The 19,708-nt window shown below is 60.8% G+C and carries 12 protein-coding genes; 9 read left to right on the forward strand and 3 right to left on the reverse strand.

Annotated elements, in window-relative coordinates:
• Positions 1 to 129: 129 nt before the first annotated feature.
• The 9 genes from GPICK_RS05330 (at position 130) to GPICK_RS05370 (ending at position 14,672) form a co-directional block, all read left to right on the forward strand.
• Positions 130 to 1,506, forward strand: a complete 1,377-nt coding sequence (locus tag GPICK_RS05330) for an IPT/TIG domain-containing protein (RefSeq protein WP_236685652.1) — start codon at positions 130 to 132, stop codon at positions 1,504 to 1,506.
• A gap of 90 nt (positions 1,507 to 1,596) precedes the next feature.
• Positions 1,597 to 3,117, forward strand: a complete 1,521-nt coding sequence (locus tag GPICK_RS05335; RefSeq protein WP_039741122.1) for a S8 family peptidase — start codon at positions 1,597 to 1,599, stop codon at positions 3,115 to 3,117.
• Between the two features lie 23 nt (positions 3,118 to 3,140).
• Complete coding sequence (locus GPICK_RS05340) at positions 3,141 to 4,133, forward strand: peptidylprolyl isomerase (protein ID WP_039741124.1); 993 nt, start codon at positions 3,141 to 3,143, stop codon at positions 4,131 to 4,133.
• Between the two features lie 247 nt (positions 4,134 to 4,380).
• Positions 4,381 to 5,334 carry a cytochrome C gene (locus GPICK_RS05345; RefSeq protein ID WP_236685653.1) on the forward strand — a complete coding sequence of 318 codons (954 nt, stop codon included), beginning with the start codon at positions 4,381 to 4,383 and terminating at the stop codon, positions 5,332 to 5,334.
• A gap of 46 nt (positions 5,335 to 5,380) precedes the next feature.
• On the forward strand, positions 5,381 to 12,298 hold the full coding sequence (locus tag GPICK_RS16585; protein WP_052263304.1) for an MBG domain-containing protein: 6,918 nt from the start codon (positions 5,381 to 5,383) through the stop codon (positions 12,296 to 12,298).
• A 211-nt stretch (positions 12,299 to 12,509) separates the two neighbouring features.
• Positions 12,510 to 13,163, forward strand: a complete 654-nt coding sequence (locus GPICK_RS05355; protein ID WP_039741128.1) for a lysophospholipid acyltransferase family protein — start codon at positions 12,510 to 12,512, stop codon at positions 13,161 to 13,163.
• On the forward strand, positions 13,147 to 13,611 hold the full coding sequence (rnhA, locus tag GPICK_RS05360; protein ID WP_039741130.1) for a ribonuclease HI: 465 nt from the start codon (positions 13,147 to 13,149) through the stop codon (positions 13,609 to 13,611). The genes GPICK_RS05355 and rnhA overlap by 17 nt, the downstream gene beginning before the upstream one ends.
• A 62-nt stretch (positions 13,612 to 13,673) precedes the next feature.
• Entirely contained in the window at positions 13,674 to 13,997 is a 324-nt protein-coding gene (locus GPICK_RS05365; protein WP_039741132.1) for an HNH endonuclease, read from the forward strand.
• Between the two features lie 57 nt (positions 13,998 to 14,054).
• A complete protein-coding gene (locus GPICK_RS05370; protein ID WP_039741134.1) occupies positions 14,055 to 14,672 on the forward strand; it encodes an HAD family hydrolase in 618 nt (205 codons plus the stop codon).
• Positions 14,673 to 14,756: 84 nt separating this feature from the next.
• On the opposite strand, the gene pfkA is transcribed toward GPICK_RS05370, so the two are convergent.
• Genes pfkA through GPICK_RS05385 form a run of 3 tightly spaced genes read right to left on the reverse strand, consistent with a single transcriptional unit; the run spans position 14,757 to position 19,570 of the window.
• Positions 14,757 to 15,716, reverse strand: coding sequence for a 6-phosphofructokinase (pfkA, locus tag GPICK_RS05375; protein ID WP_039741136.1), 960 nt, complete (start codon positions 15,714 to 15,716; stop codon positions 14,757 to 14,759).
• Positions 15,713 to 17,035: a replication-associated recombination protein A gene (locus tag GPICK_RS05380; RefSeq protein WP_084201481.1), complete on the reverse strand. Its 1,323-nt coding sequence runs from the start codon at positions 17,033 to 17,035 to the stop codon at positions 15,713 to 15,715. The genes pfkA and GPICK_RS05380 overlap by 4 nt, the downstream gene beginning before the upstream one ends.
• Before the next feature lie 15 nt (positions 17,036 to 17,050).
• Positions 17,051 to 19,570, reverse strand: a complete 2,520-nt coding sequence (locus GPICK_RS05385; RefSeq protein ID WP_039741139.1) for a glycogen/starch/alpha-glucan phosphorylase — start codon at positions 19,568 to 19,570, stop codon at positions 17,051 to 17,053.
• Positions 19,571 to 19,708: the final 138 nt, after the last annotated feature.

Here is a 19,708-nt window from a genome sequence, read left to right on the forward strand (position 1 = left end):
TTGGTTTGCAGCACATTAACGAAAGGAGCAGAAAGGATGAAAAGAAAGGCGTTGATTAGCTTGTCACTCGCCGCAACGGCAATTTTGGGTTTTGCCGCTGTCAACTGGGCCGTAGTGCCCCCCCCGCCAGTGAACCAGAATGGGGGTATTTACGACACTACATTCTCAGCCCTGACCCGTTCGGACTGTCTTCAGGCAGCCCCCTGTCACATCAGTGATACGGTCGTGGTCCCCCGGCACCACAACCTGACGCTGCCGCCGCGTCAGCTGAGCTGTTATGGCGATCCCACCGCTAACCCGGTTACCGGCTGTCACCAGCTGATTCCCGACGGTGCGGGTGGGTTCACTTTTGCCGATTTCAGGGACTGTCTCCGTTGTCACTCCAAAACTCCGCACCACATCACGGTTGCCGCCCAGAATCAAGACTGCAAGTTCTGCCACGGCAGCTTCATCGACAATCCGCTTGACGGCCATTACATTCCGACCTACGCCAAGTCCTCGGTGACTCCCGAGACGAAGTGGCGTGGCAACAATCCTACCGCCCCGCAGAATTACGGTGGTTGTGCGGCGTGCCACCAGGCAGCGGCGGCATCTCCGACTGTGGGACCCAAGGATATCAAGAGCAACGCTGACAACCACCATGGGACGGGCCTGGGCGCTCCGACCACCGTCACCGGTCAGCCGATTTCTGTCGGCCTCTGCACCTGGTGTCACGGTGGTGCTCCCGGCGATGCCAACTTCCTCGATATCCGGACCTGCGAGCGCTGCCATGGCGTCAAGTCGCTCCACAACATCGAGAATCCTTCCGGTGCTGGCCCCTCTGGCACCGTGACCGGAGCGAACGTTATTCCGGGCGCCATGCCGCTTGGCTACGGCCACGTCGGCGCTGACTTCGATTGCTGGGGTTGCCATGGTACGTTCAAGAAGTATGCGACCGATCCGTCGCCGGCTGGTGCCGTCGTTCCGTTCATTACCGATCTGAGCACCAGGGTCCTTACCGCCAACCAGGCGAACGCCATCACCATCACCGGTGGAAGCTTCACCAACCAGAGCAACGGCGTCGACTTTACTTCATCCGTTACCCTGACGAACGGTACCACCACCGTCACCGTTCAGCCGACCTCGATCACCGTGAGCGAGATCCAGGCCACCATCCCGGCCCTTCCGGTCGGTACCTATGACCTGCTCGTAGTTAAGGGGGACAAACAGAGCAACCTGACGAGAGTCACCGTTGTTCCGGCGCTTGCCATCAAGTCGGTTACCCTCATCGGCAGCACCGTCACCATCACCGGCAGCGGCTTCGGTCAGGCTCCGCCCACCGACGCAACCACCGGTCTCGGTGTCTTTGCCGCCGACGGCAGCGCGTGCGCGATCTCGTTCTGGAGTGATACGAAGATCGTTGTGACGAATCCTGTCCTTAAGGCCGGCAGCACGGTTACCGTCCAGACTCTGTACGGACCGGTCAGCAACTTGGTCACCGCTGCAGGTAAGAAGACGAAGCGGTAACTTCTGTTATCCCCGGGATAGGGAGGGAAACCTCCCTATCCCCATTTTTTCTGGTTGATGGCTGTATCGTATCGATTATGAGGTACACATATGAACGTTTTACGCGCCTTGCTCGTGGCAGTAACGGGTGTATTGCTCCTCCTGCCGCTGAATGTTTCTGCAGCCACAAAGAAAGTGATCGTCGGATTCCATCGTCCCCCTGCGGATCATGAAGAAAACCTGGTATATGCTGCCAAAGGCCGTATTAACCGGACGCACCGGCAGATCCACGCCATTTCGGCGGAACTTCCCGAGGAGGAGATTACACGTCTCAAGAAAGATCCCTCGGTTGCATATGTCGTCGACAATATTAAGTTTACCCTGATCCGGCCGACCGAGCCGACCAGCGCCCCCCCTCCTGAATACGTCGATTCGTGGGGAGTGTTGCGGATCGGCTCCGATGTCGCCGCCGCCCGCGGATTCAAAGGGGCGGGGATCAAGGTCGCCATTGTCGACTCCGGAATTGACTACAACCATCCCGACCTCAAGGACAATTACCGGGGTGGATACAATTTTGTCGCAAACAATGCTGATCCTTATGATGACGATTCCCAGAGCCACGGTACTCACGTGGCCGGTATCATCGCGGCGCGGGACAACGGCACCGGCGTTGTCGGCGTGGCGCCGGAAGCGTCGCTCTATGCCGTTAAGGTTTATGGTGCCAACGATACCGGTGGGGATATGGCTACGCTGGTCGCGGGAATTGAATGGGCCATCGAGAACAAGATGGACGTGGTCAATCTTAGCTTAGGATTCTCTGGCGACATCTATTCTGTCTATCCCGGTATTTTCAAGCCGCTCCATGACGTGTGCGACAAGGCCTACAAGGCAGGTATTGTCCTGGTGGCTGCTGCAGGGAATGACGACCGGGAAATCGTTTCTGTTCCGGCTGCATTCGATTCCGTCATTGCCGTTGCGGCCACAGACCAGAATGATCAGCGTGCCATATTTCGAATGAATAATGTCCAGTCTCCCCTAGCATCCAGCTACGGCGCAAAAGTCGAACTTGCCGCACCGGGTACCGTCATCAGGTCGACGGTTAGGGGAGGCGGCTATGGATTCCTTGAAGGCACTTCCCAAGCGGCAGCCCACGTTGCAGGGGCTGCTGCGGTGCTTCTCTCCACCGGCATCGCTGACGCGAACGGTGATGGTAGTCGTGCCGATGAAGTAAGGTTGAAACTTGACGACACCGCCAAGGATCTGGGTAATCCCGGGCGCGACAAGTACTTCGGCTGGGGGTTGGTTGATCTCGCGGCCGCTACGGTAGAAACCCGCAAGCTCCATCTCGTGAGGAAAAATGGTCCGCCCCGTTTCGATATGCAATCAATCATGCTCGGCAAGGGAAGTTATTCGGTACAGGTCAAGAACAACGGCCTGGAACGGGTAGTGGTAAATGCTCCCGAGGGGAATAGTAGGGATTTCGAACGGGTTTTTGCCTACTCGTTCACCTCTTCTCTCCAGGACCTGGGCGTCGCGGTTACTCTTAACGAAGCGCAAACGACGCTCGCATTCACTCCGCGCGGTGAGGTTGGGACCACGGCCGACATTACCATTACGAAGCTTGCCCCGTAACGAGAACGGGTAGGAAGAGAACGATGCGACTGCGACGATTGTTTGTATATGGATTCTTCATGATGTTGGTGCTGGCGGTGTCCAATCTCGTCCCGGCGCCTGCCGGTGCGGATGAGGGAAAGGATGCGAAGAAAGTTGTTGCTATCGTCAATGACGCGCCGATTTACGAAGAGACTCTGGTGGCTCACCTGGCCGCATTGACGAACAAAGGAAAGGCAACAGGTTTTGCACAGAACCCGAAGAAGATCGGGGAACGCCAGAGGAGAAAGGCGCTCGATGCCCTCATCGATGCAGAACTGCTTCGGCAGGTAAGTGGTCGGTTTCCTGTCGCCGATCTTGACGCCAAGGCGGACAGGAAGCTGCAGGAGCTCAAGGGAAAGTTTCCCAGCGAAGAGGCGTTTCTCAAAGGCCCCCAGATGAGGGGCAAGACCCTCGATGTCTACATGGCTGAATTGCGCGACGGGGTCCGTTACGACGAATACCTCGCAAGCAGCAAGATCATCGGCATTCCCGTGTCTGATAAAGAAGTGGAGAAGTTCTTCCGGGAAAATCAGAAAAGCTTTTTCGTCCCGGAACAGATTAAGGTGAGGCATATCCTGATCACGCTTGATGGCAGTACCTCCGATGCCGTTGAACGGGCCGCGGAAAAAGCTCGGGAAATCCGTAACCGGCTTGTCCGGGAGAAGGACTTTGCCGCGGTAGCCAAGGAGGCATCGGCGTGCGCTTCAGCTTCAGCGGGGGGAGAGCTGGGCTATGTTGCCCGCGGTTACATGCCTCCCGAGTTCGACAACGCTGCCTTTTCCCTTAAAATCGGTGCTGTGAGCGAGCCGGTCAGAACCAAGTACGGCTTCCACCTCATAGAGGTGCTGGAGAGGAAGCCGGGAGCGGTACGGCCACTGCCGGAAGTGAGGGAGTTTATTGCCCGCTACCTGCAACGTTTTGACGATGAAAGACGCTTGAATGTTCACACCATGGAATTGCGGAAGAAGGCAACCATCAAGATCCTGCTTGATTAAATAAGGAGGCGATATGAAGGCAAATCTGCTAGAGAGGGTGAGTGCATCGGTCGGTCTCGGTTTGATGGTCGCAGCACTCTTCGGTGTGCTTGGGAGCACGGAAACCCAAGCCCTCACATTTAACGACTGCAGTACGTGTCACCCTTCGACAAATAACGTGACACGGCACCATAACCTTACCCTGGCTCCCCGGCAGTTGAGCTGTTACGGTGACCCGGGCGCCCAACCGGTTACCGGTTGCCACCAAATGGTGCTTGATCCGGTCTCCAATACCTATGTCTTTGCCCCCTTCAGGGATTGTCTGAATTGCCATAAGACCACCGTCCATTACGACAAGCACGGCTCCTATCTTGCCAGCTGGATGATGCTTGCCGGTGTCCAGCCCGGAAACGCCCCCCTCTGGACCCAGATCACGGCGTTCACACCAGTGAATCCTGCGGCCAAACAGTATCAGGCGTGCTACCGGTGCCACTCCTACAATGCTTTCGGAGCCGCGCCGACCGGTGTCAGCCCTGTAATCAGCAAATCGAACATTCCCCTTACTGATCAACCGATGGAGCTCAATCCCAATAACCTCTCGGCCCATCCGGTCCAGGTTTCGCTCAACGCTCAGGCCGGTTCCTACGCTCCTAAAAATCTGACGATCCAGCAGATGACCACGACGTGGAGCAGCGTGGGGAACCAGACCATGGCCTGTGGCGACTGCCATGCAACCCCGACAACGGCAGGGGTGACGCCGACCCAATATCTTCTCAACGGTCCTCGGGTCTACTGGCCCTATGACCGGAACGGGAAGCTCTGGTCCCTCGGCGACCTGCGAAGCGGCACGAACACCTGGTCCACTGACCTCTTCTGCGTGAACTGTCACCCCCTCTATTCGGGAGGGAGCTGGAAAAACAACGTTCATGCCGAGGGCGATCATCAAGACTCCTATACCGTTGATGGAAAGAGCTATTCCGGTGTCCCCTGCGTGTCATGCCATTCGGTCATTCCGCACGGCAACAAGAGGTCGCGGCTCATCGCCTACGGGTACGGTTCCTCTACTCCGGACCCCTATCCGTATATCATCAATACCAATACCGCTCTTCTCAGGGGATTCAAAAAGGCGAGCACTCCCTTCAGTTACAACGAAGGGAATTGCTGGTCCTCTGCCAGACAATGTGGAGACCACAGCAGTTCGCGGATGACATACGACTGGTAATAGCATGATTCGTTCGAGGTCTTGAAAGGAAGAAGGTACTCAAATCATGGACTGTGCACAGAAAATTAAATGGATGCTTGTGGCGCTCTGCCTCCTGCTGGTGGCGGTGTTTGTCCCAACGGCACAAGCTGCCGACTGGACTCTCAGCAGTGTAAATTCGACGGTGACACTGAATGACTCCTCGCTGGCCGGATCGAGTCCCGGCGTCTACTCCTGGGTATTCGACAACGCCGAACGGATAAGTCAGCAGGCGTTCTACTACCGGGTCGGGACGACCTCGCCCGAGGTGAAAGTGAGCGGCGATGCACTTGATGCTGCGGCTCCCTTCACCGTCGTTGCCAGTAACCAGACGGCTTCTTCCGTGACCCTGACCTTTACCGAAAAGGCCGGCCGGTTCACGATGGCCGTGACCTATGGGCTGATGGGCGGGACTACGGGGCGCTCGACGCTCACCAAAAAAGTGGTCATCACCAACCTCACGGCGGCCCCCCTCGACCTCCATCTCTTCAGCTACTCGGATTACGATCTCAAGACCGGCGCCTATCTCTTCGAGAACGCGACGATCGTCAACGGCAGGGCGTACCAGTCCAGTTTTGCCACTGCCACCGACGCGATTGGGGCCGGGACGACGCTTGTGGAGCGTGCAACGGTCCCCCCCAGCCGCTACGGTGTTGACAACGCCCAGTTCAAGCCGAACCTAGCCAACGGAACCACCCCCTACAACCTCGACAATTTTGCGGGACCCTACACCGTCGCCGGCGGCGCCTTCGATAACGGCGACAAGCAATTCGCTCTTCAGTGGGACCTGACCATTGCCCCCACGACGCCGACCTCGTTTACGATTACCGACGATTTTTACCCGACCAAGTCTCCTTACTTGGCAAAGGGGACAGTCGGTACCTGTGTCAACTACGGACAGAACTTCACCAACACCTACACGTTTGACAATACGCGAAACTCAGTCACTACCCTTGATAACCTTCAGATATCCGAAAAACTTGCTTCTAATATATCACTTGCGTCGGCGACGAACGGGGGGGCGTACGATGCCGTCACCGGTACCGTGAACTGGAGCATCCCCCAGCTTGCAGCCGGCGCAGTGCAGCAGACGGTCCAGGGGACCTACTTGGTCAATTCTGTCGCTGACTTCAGCATGACAAGCCAGCTAGGCAGCGACGAGGCATTCCCTTCTAGCATCAGCGCAAAGCTGGTGCTCTGCAACCATCCCCCCGTCATCACCTCGTTTCCTGGCAAGAATGGCACGGAAGGGCAACCTTACAGCTATCAGGTGACCGCCGTGGACCCGGATGCTGGTACCAAACTGACGTATTTTCTCGATGTTGCTCCCGCCGGTATGACGATCAGTTCAACCGGCCTCATTGCCTGGACCCCCGCGTCGAATCAGACCGGTAATAATACGGTAACCATCAGGGTGAGCGACGGATCATTAAGCACTACCCAGACCTACAATCTCTTTATTGCCTACGTTAATGTTGCCCCTGTCATCACGTCGTCTCCGGTTACGAGTGCCTATGTTGGCGTTTCCTATCCCTACACCGCTACCGCAACCGACGCGAACCTTGCTCAGGGAGACAAGATTGTCTTTGGTTTGCCGGTGGCACCGGCAGGGATGGTGATTAACCCAACGACGGGGGCGATTAGCTGGATTCCCACCGCAGCGCAGGTCGGCCCGCAGAACGTTGTAGTCCAGGTTACGGATCTTCTGGGTCTTTTTGCCCAGCAAAGCTTTACGGTAACTGTCAGCCAAGCATCCTCATTGCCTCCGACCATGAACGCGATTACTCCGAGCACTGTCAACGCGGGGGCGGCATTCAGCTATCAGGTGGTGGCGAGTGATCCCCAGGCCCAGACGTTGACCTACAGTCTGGCCGGCAATCCTGCCGGGATGACCGTAAGCAGCACCGGTCTCATCAGTTGGGCGGCGACCGTAGCGGGAACGTACAACGTTACGGTAACAGCGACTAACACGAGCAACCTGAGTGCCAGCCAGACTCTCACACTGACAGCCAACAAGCAGACTCCGACGATCACCTGGGCGGCGCCGACGGCGATCACCTACGGCACGGCGTTGAGCGCCACACAGCTTAACGCCACGGCGAGCGTAGCGGGGAGCTTCACCTACACCCCGGCCGTGGGCACGATGCTTAACGCCGGGACACAGACTCTGAGCGTCATCTTCACGCCGACCGACGCGGCAAACTACAACGCAACCAACGCAAACGTCACCCTGACGGTGAACGCGGCCGCGGCCACCGTCACCCTCGGCGGACTGAGCGCCACCTACGATGGCACGGCGAAGAGCGTCACCGCCACCACCACGCCGGCAGGCAAGACCGTCACCGTCACCTACAACGGCAGTGCCACCGCGCCGACCGCGGCAGGAAGCTACGTCGTCGTAGCCACCGTGACCGACGCGAACTACACGGGGAGCGCCACGGGCACCCTGGTAATCGCCAAGGCCACCCCAAGCATCACCTGGGGCACCCCCTCCGCGGTCGTAGTCGGCACGGCGTTGAGCGCCACGCAACTTAACGCCACGGCAAGCGTTCCAGGGACCTACACCTACACCCCGGCCTCCGGCGCCGTTATGAACACCGCCGGGCCGCAGACCCTGAGCGTCAGCTTTGCGCCGACGGACAGCACCAACTACAGCAGCGCCAGCGCCACGGTAAGCCTCACGGTGAACAACAAGCAGACCCCGACGATCACCTGGGCGGCGCCGACGGCGATCACTTACGGCACGGCGTTGAGCGCCACACAGCTTAACGCCACGGCGAGCGTAGCGGGGAGCTTCACCTACACCCCGGCCGTGGGCACGATGCTTAACGCCGGGACACAGACTCTGAGCGTCATCTTCACGCCGACCGACACGGCAAACTACAACGCAACCAACGCAAACGTCACCCTGACGGTGAACGCGGCCGTGGCCACCGTCACCCTTGGGGGTCTGAGCGCCACCTACGATGGCACGGCGAAGAGCGCCACGGCCACCACCAACCCGGCAGGCAAGAGCGTCAGCATCACCTATAACGGGAGCAGCACGGCCCCGACCGCGGCGGGGAGCTACCCCGTCGTGGCCACCGTGACCGACGCGAACTACACGGGGAGCGCCACGGGAACCCTGGTAATCGCCAAGGGCACCCCGACCATCACCTGGGGCACCCCCTCCGCGGTCGTAGTCGGCACGGCGTTGAGCGCCACGCAACTTAACGCCACGGCAAGCGTTCCAGGGACCTACACCTACACCCCGGCCTCCGGCGCCGTTATGAACACCGCCGGGCCGCAGACCCTGAGCGTCAGCTTTGCGCCGACGGACAGCACCAACTACAGCAGCGCCAGCGCCACGGTAAGCCTCACGGTGAACAACAAGCAGACGCCGACTATCACCTGGGCGGCGCCGACGGCGATCACTTACGGCACGGCGTTGAGCGCCACACAGCTTAACGCCACGGCGAGCGTAGCGGGGAGCTTCACCTACACCCCGGCCGCGGGCACGGTTCTTAACGCCGGGACACAGACTCTGAGCGTCACCTTCACGCCGACGGACACGGCGACCTACAGCAGCACCAGCGCCACGGTGAGTCTGGTTGTGAACAAAGCCGCCGCCACCGTCACCCTAGGGGGGCTGAGCGCCACCTACGATGGCACGGCGAAGAGCGCCACGGCCGCCACCAACCCGGCGGGCAAGAGCGTCAGCATCACCTACAACGGGAGCAGCACGACCCCGACCGCGGCGGGGAGCTACCCCGTCGTGGCCAGCGTCAGCGACCCGAACTACACGGGGAGCGCCACGGGAACCCTGGTAATCGCCAAGGCCACCCCAAGCATCACCTGGGGCACCCCCTCCGCGGTCGTAGTCGGCACGGCGTTGAGCGCCACGCAACTTAACGCCACGGCAAGCGTTCCAGGGACCTACACCTACACCCCGGCCTCCGGCGCCGTTATGAACACCGCCGGGCCGCAGACCCTGAGCGTCAGCTTTGCGCCGACGGACAGCACCAACTACAGCAGCGCCAGCGCCACGGTAAGCCTCACGGTGAACAACAAGCAGACCCCGACGATCACCTGGGCGGCGCCGACGGCGATCACCTACGGCACGGCGTTGAGCGCCACACAACTTAACGCCACGGCAAGCGTCGCGGGGAGCTTTGCCTACACCCCGGCCGCGGGCACGGTTCTTAACGCCGGGACACAGACTCTGAGCGTCACCTTCACGCCGACGGACACGGCGACCTACAGCAGCACCAGCGCCACGGTGAGTCTGGTTGTGAACAAAGCCGCCGCCACCGTCACCCTAGGGGGTCTGAGCGCCACCTACGATGGCACGGCGAAGAGCGCCACGGCCGCCACCAACCCGGCGGGCAAGAGCGTCAGCATCACCTACAACGGGAGCAGCACGGCCCCGACCGCGGCGGGGAGCTACCCCGTCGTGGCCAGCGTCAGCGACCCGAACTACACGGGGAGCGCCACGGGAACCCTGGTAATCGCCAAGGCCACCCCAAGCATCACCTGGGGCACCCCCTCCGCGGTCGTAGTCGGCACGGCGTTGAGCGCCACGCAACTTAACGCCACGGCAAGCGTTCCAGGGACCTACACCTACACCCCGGCCTCCGGCGCCGTTATGAACACCGCCGGGCCGCAGACCCTGAGCGTCAGCTTTGCGCCGACGGACAGCACCAACTACAGCAGCGCCAGCGCCACGGTAAGCCTCACGGTGAACAACAAGCAGACGCCGACTATCACCTGGGCGGCGCCGACGGCGATCACCTACGGCACGGCGTTGAGCGCCACACAACTTAACGCCACGGCGAGCGTTCCGGGAACCTTCGTCTATACGCCGGCCGTGGGCGCCTCCCTGAACGCCGGGCCGCAGACCCTGAGCGTCAGCTTCACGCCGACCGACGCGGCAAACTACAACACAACCAGCGCAAACGTCACCCTGACGGTGAACCCGGCTGCGGCCACCGTCACCCTCGGCGGACTGAGCGCCACCTACGATGGCACGGCGAAGAGCGTCACCGCCACCACCAACCCGGCGGGCAAGAGCGTCAGCATCACCTATAACGGGAGCAGCACGGCCCCGACCGCTGCGGGAAGCTACCCCGTCGTGGCCACCGTGACCGACGCGAACTACACGGGGAGCGTCACGGGCACCCTGGTAATCGCCAAGGGCACCCCGACCATCACGTGGGGCACTCCGTCTCCGATCATAGTCGGCACGGCCCTTTCCACGGCGCAACTTAACGCCACGGCAAGCGTTCCAGGGACCTACACCTACACCCCGGCCTCCGGTGCCGTCATGAACACCGCCGGGCTGCAGACCCTGAGCGTCAGCTTCGCGCCGACCGACAGCGCCAACTACACCACGGCCAGCGCCACGGTAAGCCTCACGGTGAACAACAAGCAGACGCCGACTATCACGTGGGCGGCGCCGGCTGCGATCACCTATGGGACGTCGCTCACGGCAACGCAGCTTGCCGCCACGGCGAGCGTTCCGGGAACCTTCGTCTACACCCCGGCCGTGGGCGCTATTCCGAGCGTGGCGGGGACCTTTACCTACACCCCGGCAGCGGGGACGGTGCTTAACGCCGGGACGCAAACCCTGAGCGTCACCTTCACGCCGACTGACACCACGACTTACAACAGCGCCACCGCGAGCGTCACTCTCACGGTGAACAAGGCCACCCCGACCATTACCTGGGCCACCCCTTCGCCGGTAATAGTCGGCACGGTCCTTTCCGCCACACAGCTCAATGCCACAGCAAGCGTTGGTGGGACCTACACCTACACCCCGGCCTCCGGCGCCGTTATGAACACCGCCGGGACGCAGACTCTGATCGTCAGCTTTGCGCCGACGGACAGCACCAACTACAGCGGCGCCAGCGCCACGGTAAGCCTCACGGTGAACGCAGCATCCAACCTTGCTCCGAGCATGACAGCAATCCCTGCTGCTACCATCACTGCCCCGACAGCCTTCAGCTACCAGGTGATGGCATCTGATCCGGAAAATCAACCCTTGAGCTACACATTGTCGGGCAATCCTCCTGGGATGACAGTCAACAGCACCGGCCTGATCTCGTGGCCAACCTCCGTGGCTGGAACCTATACGGTGACGGTTACGGCGACGGACCCCGGTGCCCTCACCGCAAGCCAAACCTTTACTTTGACGGTCAATAGCGCGGCGGCAAATCAGGCACCGGTTATAACCAGCGTTCCGGTAACCATCGGCTATGAAGAGGGTTATTACTACTATCAGGTGAAGGCGTCTGACCCTGGCGGTAATAGCTTGAGCTATTCTCTGATTATGAAGCCATCCGGAATGGTCATTAATCCGACGAGCGGCCTGATTTACTGGAGACCGACCAGGACGGAAACCTATCCGGTGACAGTGAAAGTTACGAATTCGGCCGGGCTCTCTGCCACCCAGAGCTACAATTTGGTCATTACGGAGAGGTCCTCGAACAGTAACAATGCCCCTATGATTACCTCAAACCCTGTCACCATCGCGGTGAAAGATCAGACCTATCGGTATGACGTCGAGGCGGTCGCTTCCAACGGAGGCGTTATTACCTATTCTCTCACTTCCTCGCCGGATGGAATGTCGATCAATTCCACGACGGGGCTCATCACCTGGACGCCCCGCAACAGCGGAAAATACCAGGTAACCGTGAGGGCGCGGGATTCGAAAGGATTGTCAGCATATCAGACATTCACCATCACGGTGGTGGAGAGCCTGACGGCGGTCCAACTCAGTGTGGGGGGGAACGCTGCGGGAGCATCGCCGGCGGGAGCCTGTGACGTTAATGGTGATGGGGTTGTCACAGTTGATGACATTAACCTGATCCTGGCCGGGAGGGGGAGCAAGAATCCCGTGCTCGATATCGATAGGGATGGTGTTGTGACGCTTCTCGATGCAAGAGTATGTATCTCTCGTCTTCGGTAGTTTCCTGAAAAACAAGGCAAAGGGGTAGCCTCCCGTTTATTCCGAACAATAATGGCGAAAAGAAGCAGTCCTGTAGAGGGGAGATGGCAACATCTCCCCCTTTTTTATGGATAGGGCCCGTAACCGCTTGTCTGGATGGGCGCATGTTCCCTGTTGCCCGTTTTTCGGGAAAAATGCTATAAACAGAGCATTCAATTCTGCCGAGGTTTTCTTGAACGCTTCATTCTTTCGCCGCATCTGGGTTACTTTTTCCGCTCACGTTGTCGGTTTCTATGCATCAACCATCAACGGCTTCCGCATCAAGGGAATCGAAAATGTCCCCCGGGAGGGGGGCGTCCTGATTGCGTCCAATCACATCTCTGCCTACGAAACCATCTTTCTCCCCTGGGCAATTCTCAGGTCCTATCCGATGCAGATGCTATGGGCTCCGGCAAAGGAGGAGCTCTTCCGCAAGCGTTTCCAGGGATGGCTCTATTCATCGTGGGGGGCCTTCCCTGTCAAGCGGGGGCGGGACGTCCGGGCCGGCAAGGTCATCAATGAGCTCCTCGAACATGAGAAGGTGATGCTCTTCCCTGAAGGGACGCGCCACAAGGACGGTGTGCTCGGTCCCGGAAACCGGGGGGTTGGCAAGATCATTTACGATACCCGCCCCGTCGTCATTCCGACGGCGCTCGTGGGGCTTAACCGCTGGAAGTTTCCCGGCGTTGGCCAGGACGCAGCGGTTTGTTTCGGGGCTCCTCTCGATTTTTTCGATCTCTACGAGCGTGAGGATTGCAAAGAGACCCACCAGTTGATCGTGGAGCGGGTGATGACCGCCATAGCGGACCTCCTGAAGACTGAGGGGGCTTATGTCAGCAAAGGTTGAGATATTCTGCGACGGCGCCTGCAGCGGCAATCCGGGAGTCGGTGGCTGGGGAACCATTCTCCGGTACGGGACCACGGAAAAGGAACTGTCCGGCGCGGAGGGGATGACAACCAACAACCGGATGGAGCTGACTGGCGCCATCAAGGGGCTGGAGGCCCTCAGCCGACCGTGCCGGGTTGTTGTCACTACCGACTCGCAGTATCTGGTAAAGGGGATGACGGAGTGGCTTCGGGGGTGGATCCGCAAGGGGTGGGTCAACAGCAAGAAGGAGCCGGTTGTGAACCGTGACCTGTGGGAACGGCTCCTGGAGTTGACGGCACGTCATCAGGTGGAGTGGGCCTGGATCAGGGGGCATAACGGCCACGCAGAAAACGAGCGGTGCGATGCCCTTGCCCGCGGAGCCATCGACGACTTCCGTCGGGAGGCCGAGCGGTTGATGCGCCGATAGCGCAGAGCGCGGGCATTTACGGGCACCACGGCCAAGCCGGCGAATATCGGGAAGCGGAGCACGTGAGTTACTTTATTGTCGAGATTTCTGAACAGCAGGTAAAACGGGAAAAGGAGAAGGCCCGGGAACTGCGGCGGAGCCAGTGGTGGAAAAACCGCGTCGCCCGCGGCCTCTGCCACTACTGCGGCATGAGCTTCCCGCCGGATGAGCTGACCATGGATCATCTGGTGCCGATCGTGCGCGGCGGCACGAGCACCCGCGGCAACGTGGTGCCGGCCTGCAAGGAGTGCAACAACCGGAAGAAATACCTTCTTCCCATGGAGTGGGAGGAATATCTTGAGAAAATGGGCAGGGGACCAGAGGACGGGGGCGAGGGGGAGCACTAGAGCTCCTTTGTTTTGCACTCCGCACTCCGTATCCCGTCGACGGTTTTTGAGGTTTCTGTGCAGCGATACAAGACGGTAATCTACGATTGCGACGGGGTCATGTTCGACTCCTTTGAGGCCAATCTGGCCTTTTACCAGCGGATCATGGCGATGATGGACCGGGCGCCCCTCGACCGGCGGAACGAGGAGCAGATGCGGGTCCTCCACACCTACGCGAATCGCGAGGTGCTCGCCTACCTTTTCCCCGACGCGAAGGAATTTGAGGCAGCCCTACGCTGCGCCGGAGAGATCGATTACCTTGACCTCGTCCCCCTCATGGTCATGGAAGAGGGGTTTCGCGAAACCCTTGACGCCTTGCAGGGAAGGGTAGGGCTCGGGGTCTGCACCAACCGTTCGACCTCCATGGAGATGGTGCTGCAGTCGTTCCATCTCGACTCCTATTTCGACGTCGTTATGACCGCCGCCAAGGTGGCAAAGCCGAAACCCCATCCCGAACCTTTGCTGAAGGTTCTCGATCACTTCGGCATAGCTCCCCGCGAGGCCCTTTTCGTGGGGGACTCGGCCGTGGACTGCCAGGCTGCCGCTGCTGCCGGGGTTCCGTTTGTGGCCTATCGCGCCGACTTGCCGGCACTGGCCCGGCTGGAGGGGCATGGCGAAATTCTCGGACTCCTCTGAAAGAAGAGACGGAAGTGCTGATACTAAAAAACGGGCGACCTTGAGTCGCCCGTTTCGCATTCCGGAGCTGAGAGTCCCTGCGGATCAGATTCCCAGTACCTCTGCCAGCCGCAGCACCTCGTCCTGGGGGCGCTTTTCTCCCCTGATCACATCCTCCAGGGGGGTAGCGAGCATTGAGTTGCAGGAGAGCCCGACCATGATCCCGCTGGTCCCCGAAACGAGGAGTTCCACCGCCTTCTTGCCGAAGCGGCTCGCCAGGAGCCGGTCGAAGACGGTGGGTGCTCCCCCCCGCTGGTAGTGGCCGAGGACCGTCACTCTGGTCTCGAAGCCGATGGCGTCCTTGATGCTGTCGGCGACCTCCTGGGCATGCCCCGCCCCCTCGGCAACGATGATGATGGCGTTGTCCCGCCCCTCTTCGTAACGGGCGCGGAGCTGCTGGCAGATCTCCGTCAGGTTGTATGCGCGCTCCGGGACCAGGGCGTATTCGGCGCCGGTGGCGATGGCGGCGATGGAGGCGAGGTAGCCGGAGTTGCGCCCCATCACCTCGATGACGAAGGCCCGGGCGTGGGAGCTGGCGGTGTCCTTGATGCAGTCGACTGAGTAGATGATGTTGTTGAGGGCGGTGTCGACGCCGATGGCCATATCGGTGTAGGGGATGTCGTTGTCGATGCTGGCGGGGATGCCGACCACGGGAAAGCCGAGCCGGTGGAGCGCCAGGGCCCCCGTGAGCGAGCCGTCGCCGCCGAGCACCACGAGCCCCTCGACGCCGAGCTCTTTCAGGATGGCAAGGGCCTGCTGCTGACCCTCCGGGGTGCGGAATTCGGGGGAGCGGGCCGACTGGAGGAATGTGCCGCCGCGATGGAGGATGCCCGATACCGCCTTGTTGTCGAGGGTGAGGCAATCCCCCTTCATGAGCCCCAGGTACCCCTTGCGGAAACCGACCATTTCGATGTTCATGCGGAGCGCCGTCCGTGCCGCCGCCCGGATCGCGGCGTTCATGCCGGAGCAGTCGCCGCCGCTTGTCAGAATCCCGATTCGTTTCATCCCTCGTCCCTCTCTTTCATCCCGCGAATATATTCCATGCGTTCCTTGATCGTTTTTTCATAGCCGTGTCCTCGGGGGGAGTAAAACTCCGTCCCGGCCAGCCGCTCCGGGAGATACTCCTGGAAGGCGTATCCCTCCTCGTAGTCGTGGGCGTAGCGGTAGCCTTTGCCGTAGCCCAGTTCATTCATGAGCTTCGTGGGGGCGTTGCGGACGTGCATCGGCACGGGGAGGGCGCCGCTCTTTCTGACCTCCGCCTGGGCGGCGTTGATCCCGGCGTAGGAGGCGTTGGACTTGGGTGCCGTGGCGAGATAGGTCACGGCCTGGGCCATGATGATGCGCCCCTCGGGCAGCCCGATAAACTGGAATCCCTGCAGCGCCGCCACCGCCACCTGGAGCGCCCGGGGATCGGCGTTGCCGATATCCTCGCTGGCCAGGATCACCATCCGCCGGAGGATGAAAAGTGGGTCCTCCCCCGCCTCGATCATCCGGGCGAGCCAGTAGAGGGCGCCGTCGGGGTCGCTGCCGCGCATCGACTTGATGAAGGCGGAGATGACGTTGTAATGCTCCTCCCCCCCCTTGTCGTAGAGGAGCGGTTTCTTCTGCAGCGCCTCGCGGACGGTCTCGAGGTCGATGGCGTTGTCCTTTGCCAGCCGCGCCGCCGTCTCCAGCGTGTTGAGTGCCACCCGCCCGTCGCCTCCGGCCTGTTCGGCCATGAAGGCGATGGCCTCGTCGCTTGCCGCAAGGCTGGCGCTGCCCAGCCCCCGCTCTTCGTCCTGCAGGGCATGGCGCAGGATCGCTTCGATCTCTTCGGGAGCAAGCGGATTGAGGACGAGGACCTTGCAGCGGGAAAGGAGCGGCGCCACCACCTCGAAGGAGGGGTTCTCCGTGGTGGCGCCGATGATGGTGAAGGTCCCCTTTTCCACGTAAGGGAGGAAGGCGTCCTGCTGGCTCTTGTTGAAACGGTGGATCTCGTCGACGAAGAGGATGGTGTTGCGTCCCCGGTACTTCTTCTCCTCCTCGGCCTCCTTGACGATCTCACGAATCTCCTTCACCCCCGAAAGGATGGCGGAGAAGAAGATGAAGTGGGACTTGGTGGCGTTGGCGATGATCCGGGCGAGGGTCGTCTTGCCGGAGCCGGGAGGGCCCCAGAAGATGAGCGACGTGAGGGTGTCCGACTCGATGAGGCGGCGCAGCAGCTTCCCCTCCCCCAGCAGGTGCGCCTGCCCCACGTACTCGTCGAGGGTCCTCGGGCGCATCCGTTCGGCGAGCGGCGCGTCCTTGGCCGTTGCAGCGGCGGCGCTGGTGTCGAAGAGGTCCATCATCGGGGCGGCCGTTTAGCTCTCCGTCACGCCGTCGTGCTGACGGAACTCAAGGACGGGGCGGATTTCCATCGGCTCCACCTCCCAGATCTCGCGGGCGTATTCGGCGATGGTCCGGTCGCTGGAGAATTTCCCCATCCCCGCGCAGTTGAGGATCGCCTTGCGGGCCCATTCGTCCTGGTCCAGATAGAGGCGGGCCACCTCTTCCTGGGCAGCGATGTAGGAGGCGTAGTCGGCAAGGAGCATGTAGTAGTCACCCTGGTTGAGGAGGGTGTCGACGATGGGGCGGAAGAGGTCGTGGTTGTCGGGGGAGAAGCGCCCCTCGGCGATCATGTCGAGGACCTTCTTGAGCTCCGCGTTGCGGCCGTACCAGTCGCGGGGATTGTACCCCTTGCGGCGCAGCTCTTCCACCTCGGCGGCGTTCATGCCGAAGATGAAGATGTTGTCGCGTCCCACCTCTTCCATGATCTCGATGTTGGCGCCGTCCAGGGTGCCGATGGTGAGGGCGCCGTTGAGGGCGAATTTCATGTTCCCCGTTCCCGACGCCTCGGTGCCGGCGGTGGAGATCTGCTCCGACAGGTCGGCGGCGGGGAAGATCCTCTCGGCCAGCGAGACGCTGTAGTTGGCGAGGAAGACGACCTTGAGGCGGTCGCCGATCTCGGGATCGTTGTTGACCACATCCCCTACGGCGTTGATGAGCCTGATGACCAGCTTGGCGATGAAATAGGCGGGGGCCGCCTTGCCGCTGAAGATGACGGTGCGGGGGACGAAATCGCCGGCCGGGTTCGCCTTAATCCGGTTGTAGAGGGTGATGACGTGGAGCACGTTGAGCAGCTGCCGCTTGTATTCGTGGATCCGCTTCACCTGGCAGTCGAAGAGGGAATCGACGTTCACCTGCACGCAGTTGTGGTCCAGGATGTAGCGGGCGAGCCGCTCCTTGTTCTCCCGCTTCACCTGGCGCCACTGTGCCACGAAGGCGGGGTCGGCGGCATGGTCGCCAAGCCTCGTGAGCTCGTAGAGCTCCTTTACCCATCCGTCGCCGATGACGTCGGTGATGAGTGCCGCCTGGCCGGGGTTCGCGCACTTGAGCCAGCGGCGCTGGGTGATGCCGTTGGTCTTGTTGTTGAACCGTCCGGGGAACATCTCGTAGAAATCGCGGAAGACGCTCTCCTTGAGGATCTCGGTGTGGAGCGCCGCCACCCCGTTCACCGAATGGCTGCCGACGATGGCGAGATTGGCCATGCGCACCTTGCGCTCCCAGTGCTCCTCGATGAGGGACATCCGCTGGAGCTTGCCGGTGTCACCGGGAAACCGCTTGCGGACCTCGGCCAGGAACCGGTCGTTGATCTCGTAGATGATCTGGATATGCCGCGGCAGGATATGCTCGAAGAACCAGACCGGCCATTTCTCCAGCGCCTCGGGGAGGATGGTGTGGTTGGTGTAGGCGAAGGTCTTCGTGGTGATCTCCCAGGCGGTGTCCCAGTCGAGCCGGTAGTGGTCCAGCAGCAGCCGCATCATCTCCGGAATGCAGAGGGCGGGGTGGGTGTCGTTCAGCTGGATCGCCACCTTGGTCGGGAGGAGCCGCAGGTCGTCGTGGGTCTTGCGGAAGCGGTAGATGACGTCGTAGACCGTGGCGCAGGCGAGGAAATACTCCTGCTTGAAGCGGAGCTCCTTTCCTTCCGGCACGTTGTCGGCCGGATAGAGGACCTTGGAGATGTTTTCGGTGACCATCTTCTTCTCGACGGCCCGGATGTAGTTCCCCTCATTGAAGAAGGCGAGGTCGAATTCCCGGGTCGACTTGGCGGTCCAGAGCCGCATGGTGTTGACGGTGTTGGTGCCGTAGCCGGGGGTGGGGGTATCGTAGGCCATGGCCATGACGTCCTCGGTGTCGACCCAGTCGAAGACCGGTTTCCCCCCGGCATCCTTCCGCTCCACGACCCGGCCGTAGAACTTCACCGGGTGGAGATGCTCCTGCCGGTCGAGTTCCCAGGGGTTGCGGTAGCGGAGCCAGTTGTCGGGAATCTCCACCTGGGAGCCGTCAACGATGTTCTGGCGGAAGATGCCGTATTCGTAGCGGATGCCGTAGCCGTAGCCGGGGATTCCCTTGGTGGCCATGGAGTCGAGGAAGCATGCGGCGAGCCGTCCGAGGCCGCCGTTGCCGAGGCCCGCGTCCTGTTCCTGATCGAAGAGCTGGTCCAGATCGTACCCCAGGGAGTTCATCGCCTCGCGGAACTGCTCGAGGAGCCCGAGATTCACGAGGCTGTTCTCCAGGGTCCGCCCCATCAGGAACTCCATGGAGACGTAGTAGACCCGTTTCGGATCTTCGTTGTAGTAGGCCTGCTGGGTGTCGAGCCACCGTTCCACCATCCGGTCGCGGACGGCGTAGGAGAGGGCGTTGAAGATGTCGTGCCGGGTGGCGGAGTACTTGTCTTTGCCAAGGGTGTACTCCAGATGCTCAAGGAATGACTTTATGATGAGCATCAGGGCGTCGAGTTCGGCAGGGTCGGGAGAGTTGAGGAGCGCGTCATCGTGCATGGGGTCACCTTGGTGGAAAAGAGAGACGTCGGAGGGGCGCTGAACGCCGCACTGGCGGCCTGCCAGACGGGGGAATTTCCATTGGACATGCCCCCTAAACTGTGCTAGTAAATTCCATTCTTATACCATAATCAAAGG

This window comes from Geobacter pickeringii (assembly GCF_000817955.1).
Classification (GTDB): Bacteria; Desulfobacterota; Desulfuromonadia; order Geobacterales; family Geobacteraceae; genus Geobacter; species Geobacter pickeringii.